Source organism: Curtobacterium sp. MCPF17_021 (assembly GCF_003234605.2).
In the GTDB taxonomy this organism is placed as follows: domain Bacteria; phylum Actinomycetota; class Actinomycetes; order Actinomycetales; family Microbacteriaceae; genus Curtobacterium; species Curtobacterium flaccumfaciens.
Genome location: NZ_CP126252.1, coordinates 1,343,249 through 1,362,739, shown reverse-complemented (window position 1 = coordinate 1,362,739; position 19,491 = coordinate 1,343,249). Strand labels below are relative to the sequence as shown.

The window sequence follows — 19,491 nt, the reverse complement described above, 5'->3', positions numbered from 1 at the left end:
GGGTCAGTCCTCGACGGGCTCTGCGCCGATCACGCGAACGTTCCAGGCGCTGTCCCGGTCGCTGTCGAACCCGTTGAAGGAGACGCTGTCGACCTCGGCACGCCAGGTTCGCCGCAGGTCGATGCGTTGCTCTCCGTCGCCGCAGGGCATCGCCTCGGTGATGTGGTTCCGAGAGGTGCCACCGGAGACGATCATGACGGAACCGCTCATGTGCCCGTCACCGAAGCACGAGAACTCGAGGTGGTCGACCGTTTCCGGGTGCGCGAACGTGATCGTGACGCCGCGGTCGATCTCGTCGTCGTTCCCCGTCGCGCTCTGCCCGGCGGACTCGTCGGCGGACATCGCCCCGAGATCCCGGTCCGAGTGGGTGGCCATCTGGCGCTTCTCCCAGGCGGACAGCGCTGCCTCGTCGACGGGCGGCGGCCCGGCGCAGCCGGCCAGCAGGAGCACACCAGCGCTCGCGGGCAGGAGCAGGGCGGGGACGGAACGCACGCTGTGAGCCTAGTGACGCGGTGGACCCGCCCGCGGAACGACGGGAGGCGCGGTGCCGGCTGGCACCGCGCCTCCCGGCCGTGGGGTGGTCGCGTCAGACGTCGCGACGGCGCGCGAGCGTCAGGGCGAGGCCACCGACGACGAGCACCTCGGCGGCGAGGACGCCGAAGCCGCCCCAGCCGTTCAGCACGACCCCGCTGTTGTCGACCGTGCTCGCGCCGTCGTACGAGTAGGCGTAGAGCTGGCCGCCGGCCGAGTCGGGCAGGAATGCCGCGATGTCCATCGGCCAGTCGACCTTCATCAGTCCGCTCATGAGTGCGAGCACCCCCGGAACGACCAGCAGGAGGCCGAGCGTGATCGCGATGCCGCCGGCGCTCGACCGGACGAGCAGACCGATGCCGTACGCGAGGAGCGCCAGCAGGGTCAGGAAGACCGACGAACCGAGGATCGGCAGGAACACCGACGGGTCACCGAGCTCCGGCTCGACACCGTTGCCGGCCAGTAGCGGGAGCGAGATGAGGACGCCGATCCAGGTGGCGACGGCGCTGACGACGAAGGTCGCGATGGCGAGGACGGTGGCCTTCGCCAGGATCACGCCGGTGCGCCGCGGGTCTGCGGTGAAGGTCGAGCGGACCTGGCCCGTGCCGTACTCACCGGTGATGATGAGGACGCCGAGCACGCCGACGACGAGCGACGAGAGCAGGACACCCACGGCGTTGGCGTTCACGAAGGTGCCGTTGGCGAGGTCCGTCGGCAGCTCCTGGCCGCCGCTGTTCGTGTTCGCCCCGATCAGCGCGGCCATGCCGATCGTGAGGACGACCAGGATCGCGTAGCACCAGAACGTGGACCGGATGCTGCGCAGCTTGATCCACTCGCTCCGCACCAGGTGCGGGAACGACAGGCGGGTCGAGCCGGACATCCGGGTCGACGGCGTGGTGGGCGAGGTGGTGGCGCTCATCGGGTGCCCTCCGATCGGTACTCGACGTCGTCGCGGGTGAGGGCCATGTAGGCCTCCTCCAGGCTCGCGCCGGTCGGGGTGAGTTCGTGCAGGGGGACGCCTGCCTGTGCGGCGATGTTGCCGACCGTCGGTGCGTCGGGCCCGACGACGAGGAACGAGCCGTCCTCGCGCTGGGTGACCGCGGCGTTCGGGCCGATGGCGTTGAACAGGCCGTTCGGGTCCGGCGTGCGGACGATGACACGGCTGACGGCGGCATCGGTGCCTGCAGCGGCGCCACCACCGGCGACGAACTCGGCGATCGGGGCGTCGGCGAGGACCTTGCCCCGGCCGAGCACGACCACGCGGTCGGCGGTCTGCGCCATCTCGCTCATCAGGTGGCTGGAGAGGAACACCGTGCGGCCGTCGGCGGCCATGCGGCGAGCGAGCTGACGCACCCACACGACACCGTCGGGGTCGAGGCCGTTGACCGGCTCGTCGAGGATCAGGGTCTTCGGGTCGCCGAGCAGTGCGGCAGCGATTCCCAGGCGCTGCCCCATGCCGAGCGAGAACCCGCCGACGCGCTTCTTCGCGACGGAGTCGAGGCCGGTCATGTCGATGACCTCGTGCACGCGGGACTTCGGGATGCCGTGGGTCGCCGCGAGCGAGAGCAGGTGGTTGTAGGCGCTGCGGCCCGAGTGCACGGCCTTCGCCTCGAGCAGGGCGCCGACCTGCCGGAGCGGGTCGCGGAAGCTCGTGTACGGCTGGCCGTTCACGGTGGCTGTGCCCGACGTGGGCCGGTCGAGCCCCATGATCATGCGCATCGTGGTGGACTTCCCGGCGCCGTTGGGCCCGAGGAAGCCGGTCACACTGCCGGGACGCACGACGAAGGAGACGTCGTCCACGGCGGTCTTCGGACCGTACTGTTTGGTGAGATGGCTGACTTCGATCACGGCCTCGACGCTACGGGAGCGGCCGTCGGCGCCGCGTCCGCCGTTGGGGGGAGATGTGTGCTCCCACAGGGTGACGCGGGGGGTGCTGGGGCGCTGGGGCCGGGGCGCGGCGCGTGGGTGCGGGCGCGGGTCGGCATCGGCGTCGCGCGGGTTTTCGTGCTGGGCGACAGTTCACGCGCGCGGCCGGCCGTGAGGTGTCGCTGGGCGCGAAAGGTCGCAGCGCAGATCAGTCCGGACGACCCCCAAAGAGCCATTTGACGGTACCGGGTGCGGGGGCAACGATGGGCACATGTCCAGCCTCCAGTCCCTCCGGGCGACCGCCCACCCGATACGGCTCCGCCTGCTCTCGCTGGTGACGAGCTCCGCGATGAGCGCAGCCGAGGCCGCACGGGAGCTCGGTCTCTCGCAGGCCACCGCGAGCTACCACCTGCGTGTCCTCGAACGGGCCGGGCTGATCGCCGTCGTCGAGGTCGTCCGGCTCCGGGGCGGCGAGGCGAAGCGGTACCGGCACGAGTCGTCGTCGCGGGCGTTCGACCCCGACGCCCGATCCGGCAGTGGCGCCGAGGACGTCTCGATCGAGGACCAGCTCGTCTACGTCGAGGCGCAGGTCGAGGAGCTCCGGCGACGCGTTCGACAGCGGACCACAGGGCCCGGCGTCTCCACCGACGCCGAACTGTGGGTCGGCCCCGAGACGTGGCGTCGCGTGGTGCACCACGTCGGCCAGGCCTCTGCCCTGCTCCACGCCGCAGCGCAGCGCCCCCGTACCCCGGGCACCGTCCCGGTGTCGATGACCGTCTCGATGTTCCCGATGCGGCGACCGTGAGCACGCCGACCACGGGCGTCCTCCGGCACGCGCCGTTCCGTTGGCTGCTCGCCGCCCGCACGGTGAGCATCCTCGGCAACGCCGTCGCCCCGATCGCGTTGGCGTTCGCCGTCCTCGACCTCACCGGCTCACCCGTCGACCTCGGCCTCGTCGTGGCCGCACGTTCGGTCGCGAACGTCGCGGTCCTGCTGTTCGGCGGGGTCATCGCCGACCGTCTCCCCCGTGACGTCGTGCTCGTCGCCACGTCACTCGGTGCTGCCCTGACGCAGGGCGCCGTCGCCGCGCTGGTCCTGACCGGCACCGCGACGGTCCCGCTCCTCGTCGTCCTGAGCATCCTGAACGGTGCGGTCGCCGCGGTCAGCCTGCCGACGACCGCTGCCATGGTCCCCGAGACCGTGCCCGAGTCACTGCTCCGTCCGGCGAACGCCGTGATCCGGTTGAGCATCAACGCCGGCACCATCGTCGGGGCCTCCGCCGGCGCCGGCATGGTGGCGCTCGTCGGCGCCGGGTGGGGATTGGCGGTGGACGCCGCCGGCTTCGCCGTCGCTGCATCCCTGTACGCACGGATCCGACTGCCACGTCGCACGTCCGTCGCGCCGGCCGACCGCCCGTCGGTGATCGCGGACATCCGGGAGGGATGGGTCGAGTTCGCGGGACGACGCTGGGTCTGGACGGTGGTCGCCCAGTTCGCGGTGCTCAACGCCGCCTTCGTGGGTGCCACCACCGTGCTGGGTCCGGTGGTCGCGGACGGTTCGTTCGGCAGGGCGGGTTGGGGACTCGTCGTCGCCGCGCAGACCGTCGGTCTGGCGCTCGGAGCGCTGATCGCGCTGCGGTGGCGGCCGCGGCACGCCCTCGGCATCGGCGTCGCCCTGATGGCCGTGACCGCGCTCCCCGTCGTGGCGCTCGCTGGCGCACCGGCCCTGCCGACCCTGCTCGTCGCGTTCGCCCTGGGCGGGGTGGCCATCGAGCTGTTCGCGATCGCCTGGGACCACGCGCTGCAGTCGAACGTGCCCCGGGCCGTGCTGTCGCGGGTCTACTCGTACGACATGGTCGGGTCGTTCGTCGCCGTCCCGCTCGGCGAGGCCCTGGTGGGACCGCTGGCGCACGCGGTCGGCACGCCCGCGACCCTGATCGGTTGCGCCGTCGTCATCGTCGTCGCCACCGTGGTCGCCGCGTCCACACGGAGTGTCCGGCGCGTGACCACCGAGGTGGCCCTGCCGGTCTGATCAACCCGGGGAAGCGTCCGCGTCGACCTCGTACGCCTCGAACCGGGCGTCGGCGAGGACCGCGTCGACGAGTGACCGTGAGCCTGCGACGATCGTCGAGTCCCAGTCGATCTCGGTGGCGAGCACCCACTCGTGCCCCTCGGGCCAGAGCATCTGCGGGGTGTGCCCGAAATCGACGTACGTGCCCACGCGGGCGTCGTCCGTCCAGGACGGGTCGCTGAGCTGCGGCAGGGACATGGAGAGCAGGAAGCACTCGCGTGCCGGCCACAGGAAGCGCGGACCCGCGAGCGACTCCCGGAGCGCAGCCTGCTCCCGCCGGTGCTGCGCCTGGGCCCGGGCCATGTGCGCCTGCATATCCACGCGCTCGGCCGCCGTCGGCTCGCCGCTCCCCTGCCACCCGAAGCCCAACGTCGACGTCCCGTTCAGGTCGCCCCATCCGTCCCAGACCGCCCCGACCAGGTCGTCCGGCGTCGACGTCGCGTCGGCGAGAAGCTCGGTGAGCGCGGCGAGTTGCGTCGGCTCGTACCACCCCTCTTCGGGCGGATGGACGACCCAGCCGTCCTCGAAGGGCAGGTCCGACTCGTCGTCCCGACCGCTGAGCGTCTGCCACGACACGAGCGGGTCGATCGTCCGACGGGTGCGCTCGGCGACGTCGGCCCAGCGCCACTCGGCCGACTCGAGGACCGGGTGCTCGTCGTGCTCGTCCACGGTCGTCCGGTCCTCGCGATCCGCTCGGAGCGGGTGCAGGATCCGGGCGTACGCCTCGAACCCGGTGCCCGCGACGCCGCCGAACGTGGCGAACGCGCCGGCTCGGGCCAGCAACCAGTCGCCGCGCGTGACGTCCTTGATCAGTTCCACGTGCCGAGCCCTCGGTGCCCGTGCGGGTCAGCTCGCCTGCGGGCGGGGTGCTCGGAGGCCGGGGAACTCGTCGTCGCGCCACTCGCCCTCGGCGCGCGTGCCGTTGCTCACCGACTGCTCCTCGCGCTCCCGCAGCTCCACGCGGCGGATCTTGCCCGAGATGGTCTTCGGGAGCTCCGCGAACTCGACGCGGCGGACGCGCGCGTAGGCGGGGAGAGCCGTGCGTGCGTACTCCAGGACCTGCCTGGCGGTCTCGGCCGACGCCTCCCATCCGGTGGCCAACGTGACGTACGCCTTGACGACGTTCAGACGGGCGTCGTCAGGGGCCGGGACGACCGCGCTCTCGGCCACGGCCGGGTGCTGCAGCAGGGCGCTCTCGACCTCGAACGGCGACACCTTGTAGTCCGAGGACTTGAACACGTCGTCGGTGCGGCCGATGAAGGTCAGCTCGCCGTCGGCGTCACGGACGGCGATGTCGCCGGTGTGGAACAATCCGTCGCGCATCGACGATGCCGTGCGGTCGGGGTCGCCGAGGTACTCGGCCATCAGGTTGACGGGCCGCTCGGTGAGGTCGAGGCAGACCTCACCCTCGTCGCCCGGCTCGCCGGTGACGGGGTCGAGCAGCGTCACGGTCACGCCGGGGAGCGGCTTGCCCATCGCGCCGGGCGTCACGGCGGCGCCCGGGGCGTTGCCGATGATCGCCGTGGTCTCGGTCTGCCCGTAGCCGTCGCGGATGGTGAGCCCCCACGCCGCTTCGACCCGGCCGATGACCTCGGGGTTGAGCGGCTCGCCGGCCGAGATGAGCTCGCGGAGCGCCCGCGGCTTCACGCCGAGGTCGGACTGCAGCATCATCCGCCACGCGGTCGGCGGCGCGCAGAACGTATTGACCTCGGCCCGCTCGAGCTGCGCGAGGAGTGCGGCGGGGTCGAAGCGCGCGGTGTTGTGGATGAACACGGTGGCCTCCGCGATCCACGGCGCGAAGAAGCAGCTCCAGGCGTGCTTGCCCCACCCGGGCGAGCTGATCGTCAGGTGCACGTCACCGGGCCGGACGCCGAGCCAGTACATCGTGCTGAGGTGCCCGACCGGGTACGACGTATGGGTGTGCACGACCATCTTCGGCTTCGACGTCGTGCCGGACGTGAAGTAGACCAGGCACGGGTCGGTCGTGCGGGTGACGACGTGGGGACGGACCTCGTCGGCGGGAGCGGGCTCGCCCAGGTCGCTCGGGTACTCCGTCCACCCGTCAGCGGGACCGCCGATGACGATGCGTGTGAAGGACCCGCGGACGTCGTCGTACTTGTGCGTCTCGCTCCGGTTCGTGACGACGTGCGCCACTGAGCCCCGGTCGACGCGGTCCTGCAGGTCGGCCGTGTCGAGCATGGTCGACGTCGGCAGGATGACCGCACCGAGCTTGATCACGGCGAGCATGGTCTCCCAGAGCTCGAGCTGGTTACCGAGCATGACGAGGACGTGGTCGCCCTGCTGCACGCCGAAGCCGTGCAGGCGCGCGGCGAGCCGATCGGACCGTGCGGCCATCTCGGCGTAGCTGAACCGCTGCTCACGGCCATCCTCCTCGACGATCCAGAGCGCGGTGCGGCTGTTGTCGGTCGCGATGACGTCGAACCAGTCGGTCGCCCAGTTGAACGTGTCGCCGACGTCCGGCCAGCGGAACCCGGCGCGTGCCGCTTCGGGAGAGTCCGCGGCAAGGAGCTGGTCGCGGGCGGCACGGTACGCGGCAGTCGGGTTCACATCAGGCACGGACCGATCATGCCGCATCCGTCTCAGAGCCGATCGATCAGGCGAGTTCCCGGAGCCAGCGGTCGAGCCAGGGAACGATGCGCCAGAGGTCTTCCGCGTCGATCGCGTCACTCGCGGCCGCACGTGCCGCCGGACCCGCGTTGAGCGCCAACGCACTGGGGAGCGCCTGGAAGAGCGGGATGTCCGAGCGGCTGTCGCCGATGGCGCAGCAGTGTTCGATCGGCACACCGAGGTCGCGAGCGAGCGCGAGCGCCCGGTCCCGTTTGTCGAACTCGTCGAAGTGCTCGGCGACGGTGCCGTCGTGGATGCCGCGGTGCTCCCCCACGCGGGGCCCGCCGTTCGGGACGAACCCGAACCGCCGCGCGAGGGAACGGGTCACGGGCTGCCACGCGAGCGACGCGAGCACGGGTTCGACGTCGTGGGCACGGCACCACGCGACGACGGTCTCGGTTCCGGGCAACACCGGCAGGCCGTCGAGCCACCGGTCGACCGTCGCGACGGACGTGCCACGCCACCCGCGTGCGTCGACCTCACTGACCTGCTGGTTGGTGAGACCGCCGTCGGCGTAGCGGGCTTCTGCATCGTCGAGCGCGTCCTGGTGCCCGAACCGGGCGGCCAGGAAACTGCTGCTGGAACCGGGGCTGACGAGGGTTCCGTCGACGTCGAAGAACACGATGCCGACGGTCAATGCTGACCGCTCCCCCGCACGACCGCCTCGAGCACCCGGATCGTCTCGTCGGTGTCGACATGCAAGTGCGCCCCGATGCCGAGCGCACGTGCGGCCTCGATGTTCTCGGGCACGTCGTCCACGAAGAACACCTCGTCCGGGTCCGCCCCCAAGCGCTCGAGCGTGATGCGGAACGCCTCGGCGTCGGGCTTGTTCACGCCGATCTCGTGGGAGTAGCAGATCGGATCGAACACCGCCGAGAACCGGAAGCGCCGCTCCTCTTCCTCGCGAGCACCATCGCCAGAGTTCGACAGGATCGCGAGGCCGATCGTTCCGCGGAGTCCGGCGAGGAAGTCGTACAACGGCTGGTTCAGCGTTCCGCAGTACGCATCCCAGAAGTCGGCCCGCATGACGGCGAGCTGGTCGGCCCCCAGCCCGAGCGCCGTACCGATCGCACACCAGTACCGGTCGACGACGCCGGTCTGGCGGGAGGCGTCCGGCAGGTCGGCCGCAGTGAGGCGTGCGGAGAAGTCGTCCGTCGTCATCCCGAGACGCTCGGCCCACCGCGCCCGGAAGCGTCCGGGCCAGGCGGCGTCGTCCACGAGTTCGAGGACGCCGCCCACGTCGGACAGCAGCCACCGCACGGCGGACCCCGCGGCCCTGGCCGTCCCGCCGGTCACAGCGATCCCCGCAGCTGCCGGATCATCTCGAGCTCGAGTTCGCTCGGATCGAGGACGTACGCCTCGGTCGCACCTGTCGGCTCGTAGCCACGTCGGGCGTAGAAGGCCTGCGCGCGGGTGTTCCCCTCGTGCACGTGCAGCCGAAGGGCCGATCCGTGCGCCGCCGCCCACACCTCGATCTCGTCGAGCAACGCATCGGCGACACCGGCGGAACGACCCCGGTGCGACGGTGCGACGTAGACGCCGACCAGGAGCGGCCCGACGCGGGGGCCGGGGACGAACACCCCCATCGTCCCGATCCACCGGCCGTCGGCACCGATCGCGGCGAGAGTCGTCCCGCCGACGTCGTGCTCACGGCGGCCGCGTCGACGCCAGTCACGCTCCTGCAGCCGCTCCGCGTCGGCAAGCCGCTCCCCGTACGCCTTCGGGGTGTCCCGGAGCATCTCCAGCCGCAGTGCCCGCACGGACTCCCAGTCGTCCTCCGTGGTCGGTCGGATCGTCGTTCCCCGCATGACCCGAGCCTAGGGGTGGCAGGCCCGGAGAAATCGTTCCAATCCGACTGGCGGACGACGCCGAATCACCTGCAACGACCGGGAAACACCCGGAGCGCTCACCAGCCGCACATCGCTGGTTCTCCACCCCATCCAAGGGTGTGTTCGGCGCGCACAGCAGCCGCGCCGAGCGCGACAACAGCAAAGGACTGATCACGATGCGTAAGAGCCTCAAGACCTCCATCACCCTCGCCACGACCGGCGCCCTCGTCCTCGGCGGTGCCGCGTTCGGGATCTCCTCCGCCCAGGCCGCGACCCCGAACGTGCACACGGTGTCCTCGTCGTCCGAGTCGAAGATCCCCGCACCCGTCGCCTCGGTCCCCGAGGTCCTCGGTGGCTCCACCGCCGTGAAGCTCGACTCCGGCTTCACCGACGCCCTCACCGCCCTCAAGCTCACCCCCGGCGTCTCGGGCGATGCGACCCTGGCTGACGGGTCGGTGTCGTTCCCGATCACCGCCGGGTCGGTCACCTACTGGTCGCCGGATGGCAACTACCGCCCGTACGTGCAGGGCCTGCTGAACCACGACGACTCGGGTCTGACCCTGAAGGCCGGCGACACCACCGTCACGCTGGAGAACTTCGTCGTGAACCCGGGCTCGTCCAAGCTCTACGGCGACGTCCTCGTCAACGGCAAGGTCGCCGCGGCCAACGCGTTCCTGTTCGAGCTGCACGGCGGCTCCCTCAAGCCCCTCCAGCTCGAGGGCGACAACGCCATCCTCACCGGCACCACCGTCCACATCTCCGAAGACGCCGCCGGCCTGCTGAACAAGACCTTCGGCACCGACGCCGTCAAGCGCGGCCTCCTCGTCGGCACCGCCACCATCACCGCCCAGATCAAGTAACACCCCGCACCACCACAGTCGGCCCGGACCACGCAGCAGCGTGGCCCGGGCCGACTTGCGTTGCGGCTCGTGCGTCGAGCGGTACCGGGCGTACCTGGCGGAAACGGGCGTACCTGGTGGGACCGCGTGTACCCAGCGGAACCGGGCGTACCTGGCGGAATCGGGCGTACCTGGTCGGTTCTTTCGACCAGGTACGCCCGTTCTTGCGAACCAACACGCGCGCGATGGGAAAGAACGGGCGCACAGACGGACGGGAGGCCCAGTGCCAGCTGGCACCGGGCCTCCCGTCCGTCGTGTGGGTACGCCGGGCCAGCGGCCGCCGCCGTCGTCACGGGCTGGGCGGCACCTCACGCGGTCGCGTCCGCGTGGTCTGTCGCTCAGCGCGAAAGACAGCCCAGCCCGCAGCCGTGGACTGCGCGCAGGCAGACGGGAGGGCCCATCCGCCGGTTCCGCCGTCACTCGCCAGCGGCTCGACGGCCGTGCCGGGAGGGACGGTGCCAGCTGACACCGGGCCTCCCGTCCGTCCCGTGGTGCGCCGGGCCGGCGGCCCCTGCCGAGACTCGGTTCCGCCGACACCCTGCGGATGCCGGGTCACGCAACGTGTCCGGCAGGGCGAGACTCGGTCGGCCGCGGCCGCGGCCGCGGCCACGTCCGCGCAACGAGCAACGCCCCGACCGGACCGGTCGGGGCGTTGCTCGTGGTGGTGCCGATCAGCGGATGATCGAGATGTTGTCCGCCTGCGGGCCCTTCTTGCCGGGCCCGATCTCGTACTGCACGTGGTCGTCCTGGGCGAGCGGCCGGGAACCGGTCGCCGCGACGATGCTGGAGAAGTGCGCGAACAGGTCCTGGGACCCGTCGTCGGGGTGGATGAAGCCGAACCCCTTGCTGTGGTCGAACCACTTGACGGTGCCCGTGGGCATGGCGGTCAGCACGGCGTCAGTGGATGCGCAGCTGCGCGACCATGGGGCACGCGAAGGGGTCGCGGGCGGCGAGGCCGACGCGGTTGAGGTACCGGACGACGATGCCGTACGAGCGCAGCAGCGTGGTCTCGGTGTACGGAACGTCGAGGGTGTCGCAGTGGTCACGCACGAGCAGGCGAGCCTGCTTCAGCGCCGGACGCGGCATCGACGGGAACAGGTGGTGCTCGACCTGGTAGTTCAGCCCACCCATCAGGAACGACACCCACCAGCCGCCACGGATGTTGCGCGAGGTGCGCACCTGGCGGGAGAAGAAGTCGACCTTCGCGTCGTGGGCGATGGTCGGCATGCCCTTGTGGTTCGGGGCGAACGAAGCGCCCATCATCACGCCGAACACGGCCAGCTGCACCCCGAGGAACGCACACGCCATCCCGAACGGCAAGAACCAGAACACCACCGTCAGGTAGATCGCGAAACGGGCCACCAGCAGGGCGCCTTCGATGAGGCGGTGCTTCTTGTCGGCCTTGGTGCCGTTGCCGGTGACGATGGACATCACGGCGTAGCGGTGCAGGTTCAGGCCCTCGAGCGTGAGGAGGGGGAAGAAGAGCCACCCCTGGAAGCGCATGAAGGTCTTCATGGCGCCACCCTTGACGGCGGCGGCGTCCTCCGGCAGGAAGCGGATGCCGTCGGGGGCGATGTCGGGGTCCTTGCCGACGGTGTTCGGGTTGCCGTGGTGGCGGGTGTGCTTGTTCATCCACCACGAGTAGCTGAGGCCCACGAGGAACGTGCCGAGCCAGCGGCCCGCGCGGTCGTTCCACTTCTGGGACTCGAACACCTGGCGGTGCGCGGCTTCGTGCGACAGGAACGCGAACTGTGTGAACAGCACGCCCAGCGCACCGGCCACGATGAGCTGGAACCACGAGTCGCCGAGGAACGCGAACGCGACCCAGGTGAGGGCGAGGCTGCCGACGAGTGCGCCGAACAGTGCCCAGTAGAAACCGGTACGACGGCGCAGGAGGCCGTTCTCCTTCACCTGCGCCAGGAGCGCGGAGTAGGTCGAGGTGCCCTTGCGGGCACCCGTAGCGGGACGAGTGCGGGTGTAACCCGGAGCGAGCGGAGTGGTGGTCATGTGGACCGCCTTCCGGTACGGATCGGTCCTTCAACCGGTTCGAGGGAGTTCACGCGATTGCGCTTGCGGCGACCCTAGGGGCCGAACTTGCGTGTTCACCGTGGTGTCCAGAACACGTTGCGTAGTGCACGAATTCAACCCGTGTGGCGCTCCGGACCGTCCGCGCACCGACCGGACGATGCACGCAACGTCTGCCCCGGGTACTCCCCGAACCGACGGAAGTACGTGCCCGAGAACCGCCCCAGGTGCCGGAACCCCCAGGCCATCGCGGCCTCGCTCACACTCGTCTCGTGCCGGCTGCTGGACTCCAGTGCCGCGTGCACCCGGTCGAGCCGCATCCGCAGCAGGAACGTCATCGGCGAGACCCCGTGTTCCCGCATGAACGCCGTCTGCAGGGTCCGCGGGCTCACGCCCACGGCGTCGCAGATGTCGGCCAGGCACAACGTCCGCTCGCAGTGTCCGTCGAGGTAGGCCTCGGCGAGCTCGACCGTCGACGGCGTCACCGCCCGGCGGAGGACCGCGGGCGTCCGCACGCCGAAGGCTCCGAGTACGGCCTCGACCAGCGCGACCTGCGCACCGGTCCGGGCACCGGACGTGAACCCGTCGCGCGTCGCGGTGACGGCCACCTGCTCGACGCACCGGCGCAGGTGTTCGAGGGCAGCGACGGCGGGCTCGGCACCCCGCGTCGGCAGTTCGGACGCTGCTCCCAGCGACGAGCGCACCTGGTCGAGGAGCGACCGGTCGATGCTCACGAGCTGCAGCGTGCCCTTCGGGGCGCGCACCGAGAACTCCCCGGACGTCGGCATCAGGACGGGCGTGCCCGGGCGGGTCTCGAGGACGACGCCGTCCTCGACGGCGATGTGGACACCTCCGGTGCTCGACCACCCGACGACGATGCGGTCGATGGGCTCGAAGACCCCGGAGAAGCCGGAGGTCGCCGACGCGGTGACGAGGCTCACGCAACCGTCCCGTCGGGTCCGGTAGCGGAACCGGAACGGCAGCCGGAAGGCGTCGTCCTCGACGTCGAAGCGCACGTCACGGCCGTGCCCGGCCTGGGCGAGCACGCGTGCGGCGAAGGCCCGGTCGGTACCGGATCGTTCGGTGCGGCGTCGCTGCGCGTCGATCCTCGCGGTGACGGTCCGGGCGGCGTCGGTCCCGTGGACCGCGGTCAGCACGGTGCCTCGTCGAAGCGCTTTCCGCAGCGGTGTTCGAACCAGGCGCGGGCGTCCTGCAGGCTCGCTCGCCGGTCGTGCTCGTGCAGCGCCGCCATGAGCGTGCAGTCGAAACCGTCCACCGTGCGCTCGATGAAGCCGAGGAGCATGTCGGGGTCCCCCCATGCAGCTGCGGCGTCGACCACCCGCCAGCACCCGGCGTCGACCGGCTGGACGCGGATGTCCGTCGGGTCCGTCGCGGCGAGCGCGCGGATCCGATCGGTGTGGACGACCTGCTGCCAGACGGCGGAGTCGGTCACCGTGGTCGAGATTCCCTGTGCGTGTCCCATCGCGCCTCCCTGTCGGTTCGATGTGGCGCACTGCTTCCGCAGCAGTGCACGAGACACTTTCAGTATTGACAGGACAGTTCCCGTCACGTCAGGGGTTGACAACAGACCGCGTAAGGCGGACCATCCGCGCCCCGTTCGGCGGCGCTGGGAGTGTGCGCCGCGACGGTGTCGTACGGTCAGTCCATGAGCGACGGGAGCACCGCGGTGCCGGACGGACCGCCTCGGATCTCCCGCGCAGTCCGCGATGCCGTCCGGTTCGTGCAGGAACGTGCCGCGACCCACATCACCGTCGCCGACGTCGCCGCGGCCGTGCAGCTGTCGCCCCGGAGCCTGCAGAAGCGGTTCCAGGCCGAGCTCGGGCAGACGCCCGGCGTGTACCTGCGGGCGGTCCGGCTCGAGGGCGTGCGCCGTGATCTGCAGGCAGCGTCGGCAGCGCCGGACCGTCGGACCATCGCGGAGATCGCCGAGCGCTGGCAGTTCAGCAACGCGGGCCGGATGGCTGCGGCGTTCCGTGCCGCCTACGGGATCGCGCCCTCGTCGGCGCTGCGCTCCTTCGTGCCCGAGGACGACGAGGACGGCGCACCGAGCCTGTCGGACCGGAACCAGCGGCGCTTCCGCCTGGTGCTCGACTGCGAGGTCGACGTCGACGACGCGAAGGCGGTGCTCGCCGGTGCGCTGCAGCGAGCGGGGGCCGGTCCGTGGCGGGACTACCGGCCGGACGGCGGCAGCGAGGACCTGATGGCGTTCCTGCTCGGCAACGCGGTGCGGACGGTGGTGCGCGAGACCTCCGGTGTGACGCTGCTGGCGCTGGACGCGATGCTCCGGGTGCAGGACGAGCAGGGGTCGTACCCGCCCGCAGAACTCCCCGCCTGGCGCGCCGGCCCACCGCCGAACACGCCTGCGCCGTCCGGATCGTCCGACACCGACCAGCGCGTAGGATCGACAGACGGCAGGGAAGGCGCCCATGGATGACGCATTCGAGCGTGCACTCCGTGCGCTCCGGTCGGCGGAGATCGCCGACGATGAACTCAGTCGGCCGCTCGCGCTCGCGCTGCCGATGGGCGGTGTCTCGATCTCGACCTTCGGTGACCTGTGCCCGAGCGAGACCGTGTCCGCGACCGACGAGGTCGCCACCCGGATCGACGAGATCCAGCTCGACCTGTCCGAGGGACCGTGCTGGACCGCGCTCGCGACCGATGCCCCGGTACTGGAGACGGATCTCGTGCGGCGCCCGAACGCCGCGTGGCCCGCCTTCAACGATGCGGTTCGGAGCGAGCCCCTCGGCGCGGTCTTCGCGTTCCCGGTCGCCTTCGGGCCGTTCCCGCTCGGCGCGATCGACGTGTACGTGCCGGAGCCCGCGACGATCGAGGACGACACCGTGCGGCAGGCCATGACCCTCGCCTCGGCCGTCAGCCGCCGGGTCCTGCGCCGGGCGCTCCGCTCCATCGCGGACGAGGACGACGCCTTGCTCGATCGGAGCCCGTCGTCGCGGCGTGTGGTGCACCAGGCCACAGGGGTCGTGCTCGCGCAGCTCGACATCAGCCCCGAGGACGCCTACCTGCTGTTGCAGGGGCACGCCTTCGCTCGCCGGACGACGATGCGGCGGGTGGCGGAGGGGATCCTCGACGGCACGGTCCGGTTCGAGAAGCGAGGCGACCTGATCGAGGAGGTCCAGTGACGACGGCAGGCCGAGAAGCCCGGATCCTCGAGACGTTCACGTCGCTCGCCGACACCCTGGTGGACGCCTACGACGTCGTGGAGCTGCTGCAGACCCTGGTCGAGACGTGCGTCGACGTGCTCGGCATCGACGCCGCGGGCATCCTGCTGGCGAACGACGACCAGGAGCTCGAGGTCGTGGCCTCGACCTCCGAGGCGACCCGGCTCGTCGAGGTGCTGCAGCTCGACGCCGAGGCCGGCCCCTGCATGACCTCGTTCGCGACCGGACGGGTCGTGACGTGCCCGGACATCGAGGTCGCCCCGGCGGAGTGGGCGATGTTCCGCACGGGTGCGCTCGCGCTCGGGTTCCGGTCCGTGCACGCCGTCCCGCTCCGGCTGGGGAGCAACGTCATCGGCACGCTCAACCTGTTCGGTGCCGGCGTCGGTGCGCTCGTGGAGTCGGACCTGCGCGTCGCCCGCGCCCTGGCGGACGTGGCGGCGATCGGCATCCTGCACGAACGCTCCCTGCGCGAGCACGAGGTCGTCCGCGCGCAGCTGCAGCGGACCATCGGCTCGCGCGAGGTGATCGAGCAGGCCAAGGGCGTCGTGTCGTACCTGCGCGGCGTCTCGATCGAGGACGCCTTCGCGGTGATCCGTGGGTACGCGCTCGAGCACCACGAGCAGCTCTCCGAGGTCGCCCGCGCGATCGTGCAACGCCGACTCGTCCCCTGACGACCGCGGGCGAGCAACCCCGACTGCGGGCGAGCACGCACGACCGCGGGCGAGCAACCACGACCCCCTCCGCCCGCTACGGTGAGCGGATGGGCAAGGTCACGCTGCAGGACGTCGCCGCACACGCCGGCGTCTCGATGAAGACCGTGTCCAACGTCGTCCGCGGCTACCAGCACGTCAGCGACCCGATGCGCAGTCGGGTGCAGGCCGCGATCGACGAGCTGGGCTACCGCCCCAACGTCTCGGGCCGGTCCCTGGCGACCGGACGCTCGAACATGCTCGCCTTCGCGTTCCCCGACCTGCGGCGTCCGTACTTCGCCGAACTGGCCCACGTGTTCTCGCGGGTGTGCGCCGACCGCGGCTACCAGCTCCTGCTCGAGGAGACCGGCGGCGACCCCGACGGTGAACGCTCAGCGGTGCGGGGACGTGAGGCCGGTGTGGTCGACGGGGTCGTTATCCACCCGCAGGTGCTCACGCCCGAGGCCATCGACCGGATCCGCGGGGACACCGCCGTGGTGTTCCTCGGCGAGGACGTCCGGCCCCCGCACGCCGACCAGGTCGTCATCGACAACGCCGGGGCCGCCACCGAGGCCGTCGCACACCTCGTGGCGCTCGGCTGCCGCCGCATCGGGTTCTTCGGGCACGAGACCGGTCCGTCGTCGCGCACGTCCGGACTGCGTCTGGACGGCTACCGTGCCGGACTCGTCGCCGCAGGTCTGCCGCTCGACGACGCGTTGCTGGTCCCCCGCGAGGTCGGTGACGCCGCCGGTGCCGAGGTCGCCTTCGGCGCCGCGCTCGACGCCGGACTCCGCGTCGACGGTCTGCTCTGCCGCGACGACCTGGCCGCGCTCGGGGCGCTCCGGGCGATGCGCCTGCGCGGCCTGGACGCCCCCGGCGACGTCGCCGTCGTCGGGTGGGACGCGGTCGGCCTCGGGTCGAGCCTGGTGCCGAGCCTGACCTCCGTCGCGCCCGACACGGTCGCCCTCGCCGACACCGCGCTCGACCTGCTGGTCGAGCGGATGGACGGCTCCGACGTGCCCGGCCGGCTGGTCACGGTCGGCCACCGCCTGCTCGTCGGCGAGAGCGCGCCGTACGCGGACGGCACGTCCGACCGGGCGGCGCACCGGGGCGCCTGACGACGGACGGGAGGCCCGGCGCGCGCCCGGCCACGAGCCTCCAGTCTGCAGTGCGGCCGGTCCCACGGCACGTGGCGGGCCCGGCCACGAGCCGCCCCTCCGCCTCGTCCCCCGTCGCGTGCCGTCAGCGGCCTGCGGGAGCCGACTCCCCCGGGTGCACGCTGCCGAGCAGCTCGACGACGACGTCCCGCAGGGCGTCGGGCAGCCCGACGGTGCCGAGCTCGACGATGCGGTCCGCACGCGGCAGGTCCTTCGCCACGACCTCCCACGCCTCGAGCTTCTCCGGGTTGCAGGCCTGCGCGCCCTCGAGGACCCGCCGCACGGCCTCCCGCGCGTCGACACCGACGACCGGAGCGCCGACCAGCGTGACCGATCCGCCCGACGCCGAGTCGACGGACACGTCGACCGAGAACCGGTCGGCCCAGCGTGCCGATGTCGGTTGCCCGTCGGCCGGTGCGGCGAGGAACGTGATCCGCCAGTCGCGGTGGGCGGGGACGACGTCGAGGGCCCCGGTGGTGGCGTGCACCCGGAACTCGGCGTGCTCTGGGTCCCAGGTCAGACGGGTCCGGGCGGTGCGGCTGCCCTCGCCCTCGTGGTCCTCGACCAGGGTGAAGTCACCCGCCGCACCCGGTGCGACGAGGACCTCGAACGCCGTCGGGTTGACGGTTGCGTCGAGCTGATCGGCCGCCGCGAGTGGCAGGATCCCTCCGGCGCGCAGCAGGACCGGCACGGTGTCGAGCGTGCGGTGCAGGTCGACGAACCGGTCACCCGCGTACACCGTGCCGGAGAAGACGTCGGTCCAGGTGCCCGGCGGCAGCCAGGCCCGGGCGACCCCGTGTCGGCTGACCGGGTCGCGCGGCGCCACGATGGGGGCGACGAGCAGCTCCGAACCGAACGCGTAGGTGTTCGGCACCCGGTACGCCTCGTCGCGGCGCGGCTCCAGGTGGTACAGCGGCCGGACCAGCGGAGTGCCCTCGGCGGTGCCGTGGTTCATCGTGTGCAGGTACGGCACCAGGCGGTGACGGAAGCGGAGTGCCTCTCCCATCGCGGCACGGGCCTCGGCCGGGAACACCCACGGCTCCTTGCGGATGAACGGGTTGTTCGCGGAGTGCAGGCGCATGATCGGTGAGAACACCCCGAACTGCACCCAGCGGGTGGCGAGCTCGTCGTCGCGGACGCCGCGGGTGTGGCCGCCGATGTCGTGGCTCCACCAGGGGTAGCCGATGTTCGCGGCGGTGGCGGTGAACTCGGGCTGGAACGCCAGGGACGTCCACGACACGACGGCATCGCCGGAGAACCCGACGGCGTACCGGTGGCTGCCGGGGCCGGCGTAGCGCGAGAAGGTCATGCCGTCGACGGGGGCTGCAGCTTCGTCTTCGTCTGCGTCTGCGTCTGCGCCTGCGCCTGCGCCTGCGCCTGCGCCTGACGCGGCGTGTCGCGCCGAGTCGAGCAGGTGGAAGTGGTTGAGCAGCCACAGCGGGTCGACCCCGGGCAACCCGGTCTCACGACCCTGCTGCCAGTCGATCCACCAGAAGTCGACTCCCTGCTCCTCGAGCGGGCGGTGCAGCTGCTCGAAGTAGGCCTGCAGGAACCGCCGGTCCGTCGGGTCGAACGGGATCGGCTGCTCGGTCTCCGGGTCGACGCCCATCGCCCGCGCCACCGCGGGGTAGGCGTCCTCGAACGCCCGCACGCCGTCGGCCGGGTGCAGGTTCAGCGTCGTGCGCATCCCCCGGCGGTGCAGCTCGGCGAGGAAGGCCTCGGGGTCCGGGAACAGCGACGGCTCCCAGGAGTACCCCGTCCAGCCGTTGCCGAAGCGCGGCGGGACCGAGTCCACCCGGTGCCAGTCCATGTCGATGACGGCGACCGAGAACGGCAGGTGTTCGGCGGCGAAGCGGTCCAGCAGCTCGAGGTACGAGGTGTCGCTGTACGGGTGGTACCGGCTCCACCAGTTGCCGAGTGCCCACCGCGGCATCCGCGACGGCGGGCCGGAGACGGCGTGGTACGTGCGGAGCGCGGCGTCGTAGTCGCGGCCGTACGCGAAGACCGTGACGTCACGGCGCCCGGGGACCCGCGTGCCGATCCAGCCGTCGTCGGCGAACAGGAACGACTCGCTGTCGTCGAGCGCGGTGATGCCGTCGCGCGCCAGGATCCCCGGCTCGAGCGGCATCCGGCCGTCGACGTCGTCGAGGGTGCGGCCGGTGCCGCCGAGGTCGCGCGGCTCCTGCCCCCAGCGCCAGCGGTTGGCGTCCGGACCGGTGGTCTCGACGACCAGGCCGCTCGGGCTGAAGGGACGGCCGTCGTAGCGCAGTCGGGCACGGTCGGTGGTGACGACGACGCCGGCGGTGCCGGTGCCGGTGCCGTCGGCGCCGTGGCCGTCGGCGGCTGCCGTCTGCTCCACGGTGAACGCCGGCACGGGCAGGCGTCGGCGCATCGCGAAGGTCGATGCGCGGTCCTCGAACCCGCCGTCGTCGCTCCACTCGACGCGGAACGCCCCGGCGTCGAGCACGGTGATGCGCCAGTGGTCGCCGGTGACGACGGCTTCGGGGTCGGCGACCGGGTCCGAACCCGGGAACGGACGGATGGTGGGGAGGACGGCGTCGGTGCTGCCGGTGGTGCTGCTGCTGCTCACGTGGTGC

Annotated in this window: 20 protein-coding genes; 7 read left to right on the top strand and 13 right to left on the bottom strand. The window is 71.6% G+C overall.

The genetic code is table 11. The annotated features are described in order from the left end of the window. Positions 1-3: 3 nt before the first annotated feature. From DEJ29_RS06535 to DEJ29_RS06525, 3 genes are all read right to left on the bottom strand, one after another. A complete protein-coding gene (locus tag DEJ29_RS06535; RefSeq protein WP_111095988.1) occupies positions 4-492 on the bottom strand; it encodes a hypothetical protein in 489 nt (162 codons plus the stop codon). Positions 493-586: 94 nt separating this feature from the next. After that, positions 587-1,450, bottom strand: a complete 864-nt coding sequence (locus DEJ29_RS06530) for an ABC transporter permease (RefSeq protein WP_111055522.1) — start codon at positions 1,448-1,450, stop codon at positions 587-589. Continuing rightward, positions 1,447-2,379, bottom strand: coding sequence for an ABC transporter ATP-binding protein (locus tag DEJ29_RS06525; RefSeq protein ID WP_111095987.1), 933 nt, complete (start codon positions 2,377-2,379; stop codon positions 1,447-1,449). Before DEJ29_RS06525 ends, DEJ29_RS06530 begins: the two co-directional genes overlap by 4 nt. Positions 2,380-2,668: 289 nt before the next feature. On the opposite strand from DEJ29_RS06525, the gene DEJ29_RS06520 reads away from it, so the two are divergent. Continuing rightward, the gene (locus DEJ29_RS06520) at positions 2,669-3,202 is read left to right on the top strand and encodes an ArsR/SmtB family transcription factor (RefSeq protein WP_111095985.1); all 534 of its coding nucleotides are present in this window, start codon (positions 2,669-2,671) and stop codon (positions 3,200-3,202) included. Continuing rightward, positions 3,199-4,428, top strand: coding sequence for an MFS transporter (locus tag DEJ29_RS06515; RefSeq protein ID WP_111095984.1), 1,230 nt, complete (start codon positions 3,199-3,201; stop codon positions 4,426-4,428). Before DEJ29_RS06520 ends, DEJ29_RS06515 begins: the two co-directional genes overlap by 4 nt. Here the strand turns inward: DEJ29_RS06515 and DEJ29_RS06510 are convergent, their stop codons facing one another. The 5 genes from DEJ29_RS06510 to DEJ29_RS06490 are packed head-to-tail and all read right to left on the bottom strand — an operon-like array spanning position 4,429 to position 8,903. Further along, complete coding sequence (locus tag DEJ29_RS06510) at positions 4,429-5,286, bottom strand: hypothetical protein (protein WP_111095983.1); 858 nt, start codon at positions 5,284-5,286, stop codon at positions 4,429-4,431. A gap of 27 nt (positions 5,287-5,313) precedes the next feature. Next, complete coding sequence (locus tag DEJ29_RS06505) at positions 5,314-7,062, bottom strand: AMP-binding protein (protein WP_111095982.1); 1,749 nt, start codon at positions 7,060-7,062, stop codon at positions 5,314-5,316. A 19-nt stretch (positions 7,063-7,081) separates the two neighbouring features. Continuing rightward, positions 7,082-7,732: an HAD family hydrolase gene (locus DEJ29_RS06500; RefSeq protein ID WP_111095981.1), complete on the bottom strand. Its 651-nt coding sequence runs from the start codon at positions 7,730-7,732 to the stop codon at positions 7,082-7,084. Then, positions 7,729-8,391 carry an HAD-IA family hydrolase gene (locus DEJ29_RS06495; RefSeq protein WP_111095980.1) on the bottom strand — a complete coding sequence of 221 codons (663 nt, stop codon included), beginning with the start codon at positions 8,389-8,391 and terminating at the stop codon, positions 7,729-7,731. Before DEJ29_RS06495 ends, DEJ29_RS06500 begins: the two co-directional genes overlap by 4 nt. Then, positions 8,388-8,903, bottom strand: coding sequence for a GNAT family N-acetyltransferase (locus DEJ29_RS06490; protein WP_111095979.1), 516 nt, complete (start codon positions 8,901-8,903; stop codon positions 8,388-8,390). The genes DEJ29_RS06495 and DEJ29_RS06490 overlap by 4 nt, the downstream gene beginning before the upstream one ends. A 197-nt stretch (positions 8,904-9,100) precedes the next feature. Between DEJ29_RS06490 and DEJ29_RS06485 the strand changes: the two genes are divergently transcribed. Then, complete coding sequence (locus tag DEJ29_RS06485) at positions 9,101-9,784, top strand: hypothetical protein (protein ID WP_110865654.1); 684 nt, start codon at positions 9,101-9,103, stop codon at positions 9,782-9,784. Positions 9,785-10,494: 710 nt separating this feature from the next. Here DEJ29_RS06485 and DEJ29_RS06480 read toward each other — a convergent pair. From DEJ29_RS06480 to DEJ29_RS06465, 4 genes are all read right to left on the bottom strand, one after another. Then, entirely contained in the window at positions 10,495-10,716 is a 222-nt protein-coding gene (locus DEJ29_RS06480; protein ID WP_306789659.1) for a cold-shock protein, read from the bottom strand. 4 nt (positions 10,717-10,720) lie between these two features. Beyond that, the gene (locus tag DEJ29_RS06475) at positions 10,721-11,830 is read right to left on the bottom strand and encodes a fatty acid desaturase family protein (RefSeq protein ID WP_110864824.1); all 1,110 of its coding nucleotides are present in this window, start codon (positions 11,828-11,830) and stop codon (positions 10,721-10,723) included. A gap of 134 nt (positions 11,831-11,964) precedes the next feature. After that, positions 11,965-13,005: an AraC family transcriptional regulator gene (locus DEJ29_RS06470; RefSeq protein WP_181438152.1), complete on the bottom strand. Its 1,041-nt coding sequence runs from the start codon at positions 13,003-13,005 to the stop codon at positions 11,965-11,967. Further along, positions 12,999-13,331: a hypothetical protein gene (locus DEJ29_RS06465; protein ID WP_181438153.1), complete on the bottom strand. Its 333-nt coding sequence runs from the start codon at positions 13,329-13,331 to the stop codon at positions 12,999-13,001. The genes DEJ29_RS06470 and DEJ29_RS06465 overlap by 7 nt, the downstream gene beginning before the upstream one ends. 183 nt (positions 13,332-13,514) lie before the next feature. On the opposite strand from DEJ29_RS06465, the gene DEJ29_RS06460 reads away from it, so the two are divergent. The 4 genes from DEJ29_RS06460 to DEJ29_RS06445 all read left to right on the top strand — a co-directional run bounded on the left by DEJ29_RS06460 (position 13,515) and on the right by DEJ29_RS06445 (position 16,855). Further along, positions 13,515-14,303 carry a helix-turn-helix transcriptional regulator gene (locus tag DEJ29_RS06460; protein ID WP_146248308.1) on the top strand — a complete coding sequence of 263 codons (789 nt, stop codon included), beginning with the start codon at positions 13,515-13,517 and terminating at the stop codon, positions 14,301-14,303. Then, complete coding sequence (locus DEJ29_RS06455; RefSeq protein WP_111094625.1) at positions 14,296-15,009, top strand: GAF and ANTAR domain-containing protein; 714 nt, start codon at positions 14,296-14,298, stop codon at positions 15,007-15,009. The genes DEJ29_RS06460 and DEJ29_RS06455 overlap by 8 nt, the downstream gene beginning before the upstream one ends. Further along, the gene (locus DEJ29_RS06450) at positions 15,006-15,719 is read left to right on the top strand and encodes a GAF and ANTAR domain-containing protein (protein ID WP_111094626.1); all 714 of its coding nucleotides are present in this window, start codon (positions 15,006-15,008) and stop codon (positions 15,717-15,719) included. The genes DEJ29_RS06455 and DEJ29_RS06450 overlap by 4 nt, the downstream gene beginning before the upstream one ends. An 89-nt stretch (positions 15,720-15,808) precedes the next feature. Continuing rightward, complete coding sequence (locus DEJ29_RS06445; RefSeq protein ID WP_111094627.1) at positions 15,809-16,855, top strand: LacI family DNA-binding transcriptional regulator; 1,047 nt, start codon at positions 15,809-15,811, stop codon at positions 16,853-16,855. Positions 16,856-16,979: 124 nt separating this feature from the next. On the opposite strand, the gene DEJ29_RS06440 is transcribed toward DEJ29_RS06445, so the two are convergent. Beyond that, positions 16,980-19,484, bottom strand: a complete 2,505-nt coding sequence (locus DEJ29_RS06440) for a glycoside hydrolase family 31 protein (RefSeq protein WP_111094628.1) — start codon at positions 19,482-19,484, stop codon at positions 16,980-16,982. Between the last annotated feature and the right edge of the window lie 7 nt (positions 19,485-19,491).

What these genes read in the sequence shown, in the direction of transcription:
- DEJ29_RS06530 (WP_111055522.1), bottom strand. Translation starts at nt 1,450, where the DNA reads ATGAGCGCCACCACCTCGCCCACCACGCCGTCGACCCGGATGTCCGGC.
- DEJ29_RS06520 (WP_111095985.1), top strand. Translation starts at nt 2,669, where the DNA reads ATGTCCAGCCTCCAGTCCCTCCGGGCGACCGCCCACCCGATACGGCTC.
- DEJ29_RS06505 (WP_111095982.1), bottom strand. Translation starts at nt 7,062, where the DNA reads ATGCGGCATGATCGGTCCGTGCCTGATGTGAACCCGACTGCCGCGTAC.
- DEJ29_RS06490 (WP_111095979.1), bottom strand. Translation starts at nt 8,903, where the DNA reads ATGCGGGGAACGACGATCCGACCGACCACGGAGGACGACTGGGAGTCC.
- DEJ29_RS06485 (WP_110865654.1), top strand. Translation starts at nt 9,101, where the DNA reads ATGCGTAAGAGCCTCAAGACCTCCATCACCCTCGCCACGACCGGCGCC.
- DEJ29_RS06475 (WP_110864824.1), bottom strand. Translation starts at nt 11,830, where the DNA reads ATGACCACCACTCCGCTCGCTCCGGGTTACACCCGCACTCGTCCCGCT.
- DEJ29_RS06465 (WP_181438153.1), bottom strand. Translation starts at nt 13,331, where the DNA reads ATGGGACACGCACAGGGAATCTCGACCACGGTGACCGACTCCGCCGTC.
- DEJ29_RS06460 (WP_146248308.1), top strand. Translation starts at nt 13,515, where the DNA reads ATGAGCGACGGGAGCACCGCGGTGCCGGACGGACCGCCTCGGATCTCC.
- DEJ29_RS06455 (WP_111094625.1), top strand. Translation starts at nt 14,296, where the DNA reads ATGGATGACGCATTCGAGCGTGCACTCCGTGCGCTCCGGTCGGCGGAG.
- DEJ29_RS06445 (WP_111094627.1), top strand. Translation starts at nt 15,809, where the DNA reads ATGGGCAAGGTCACGCTGCAGGACGTCGCCGCACACGCCGGCGTCTCG.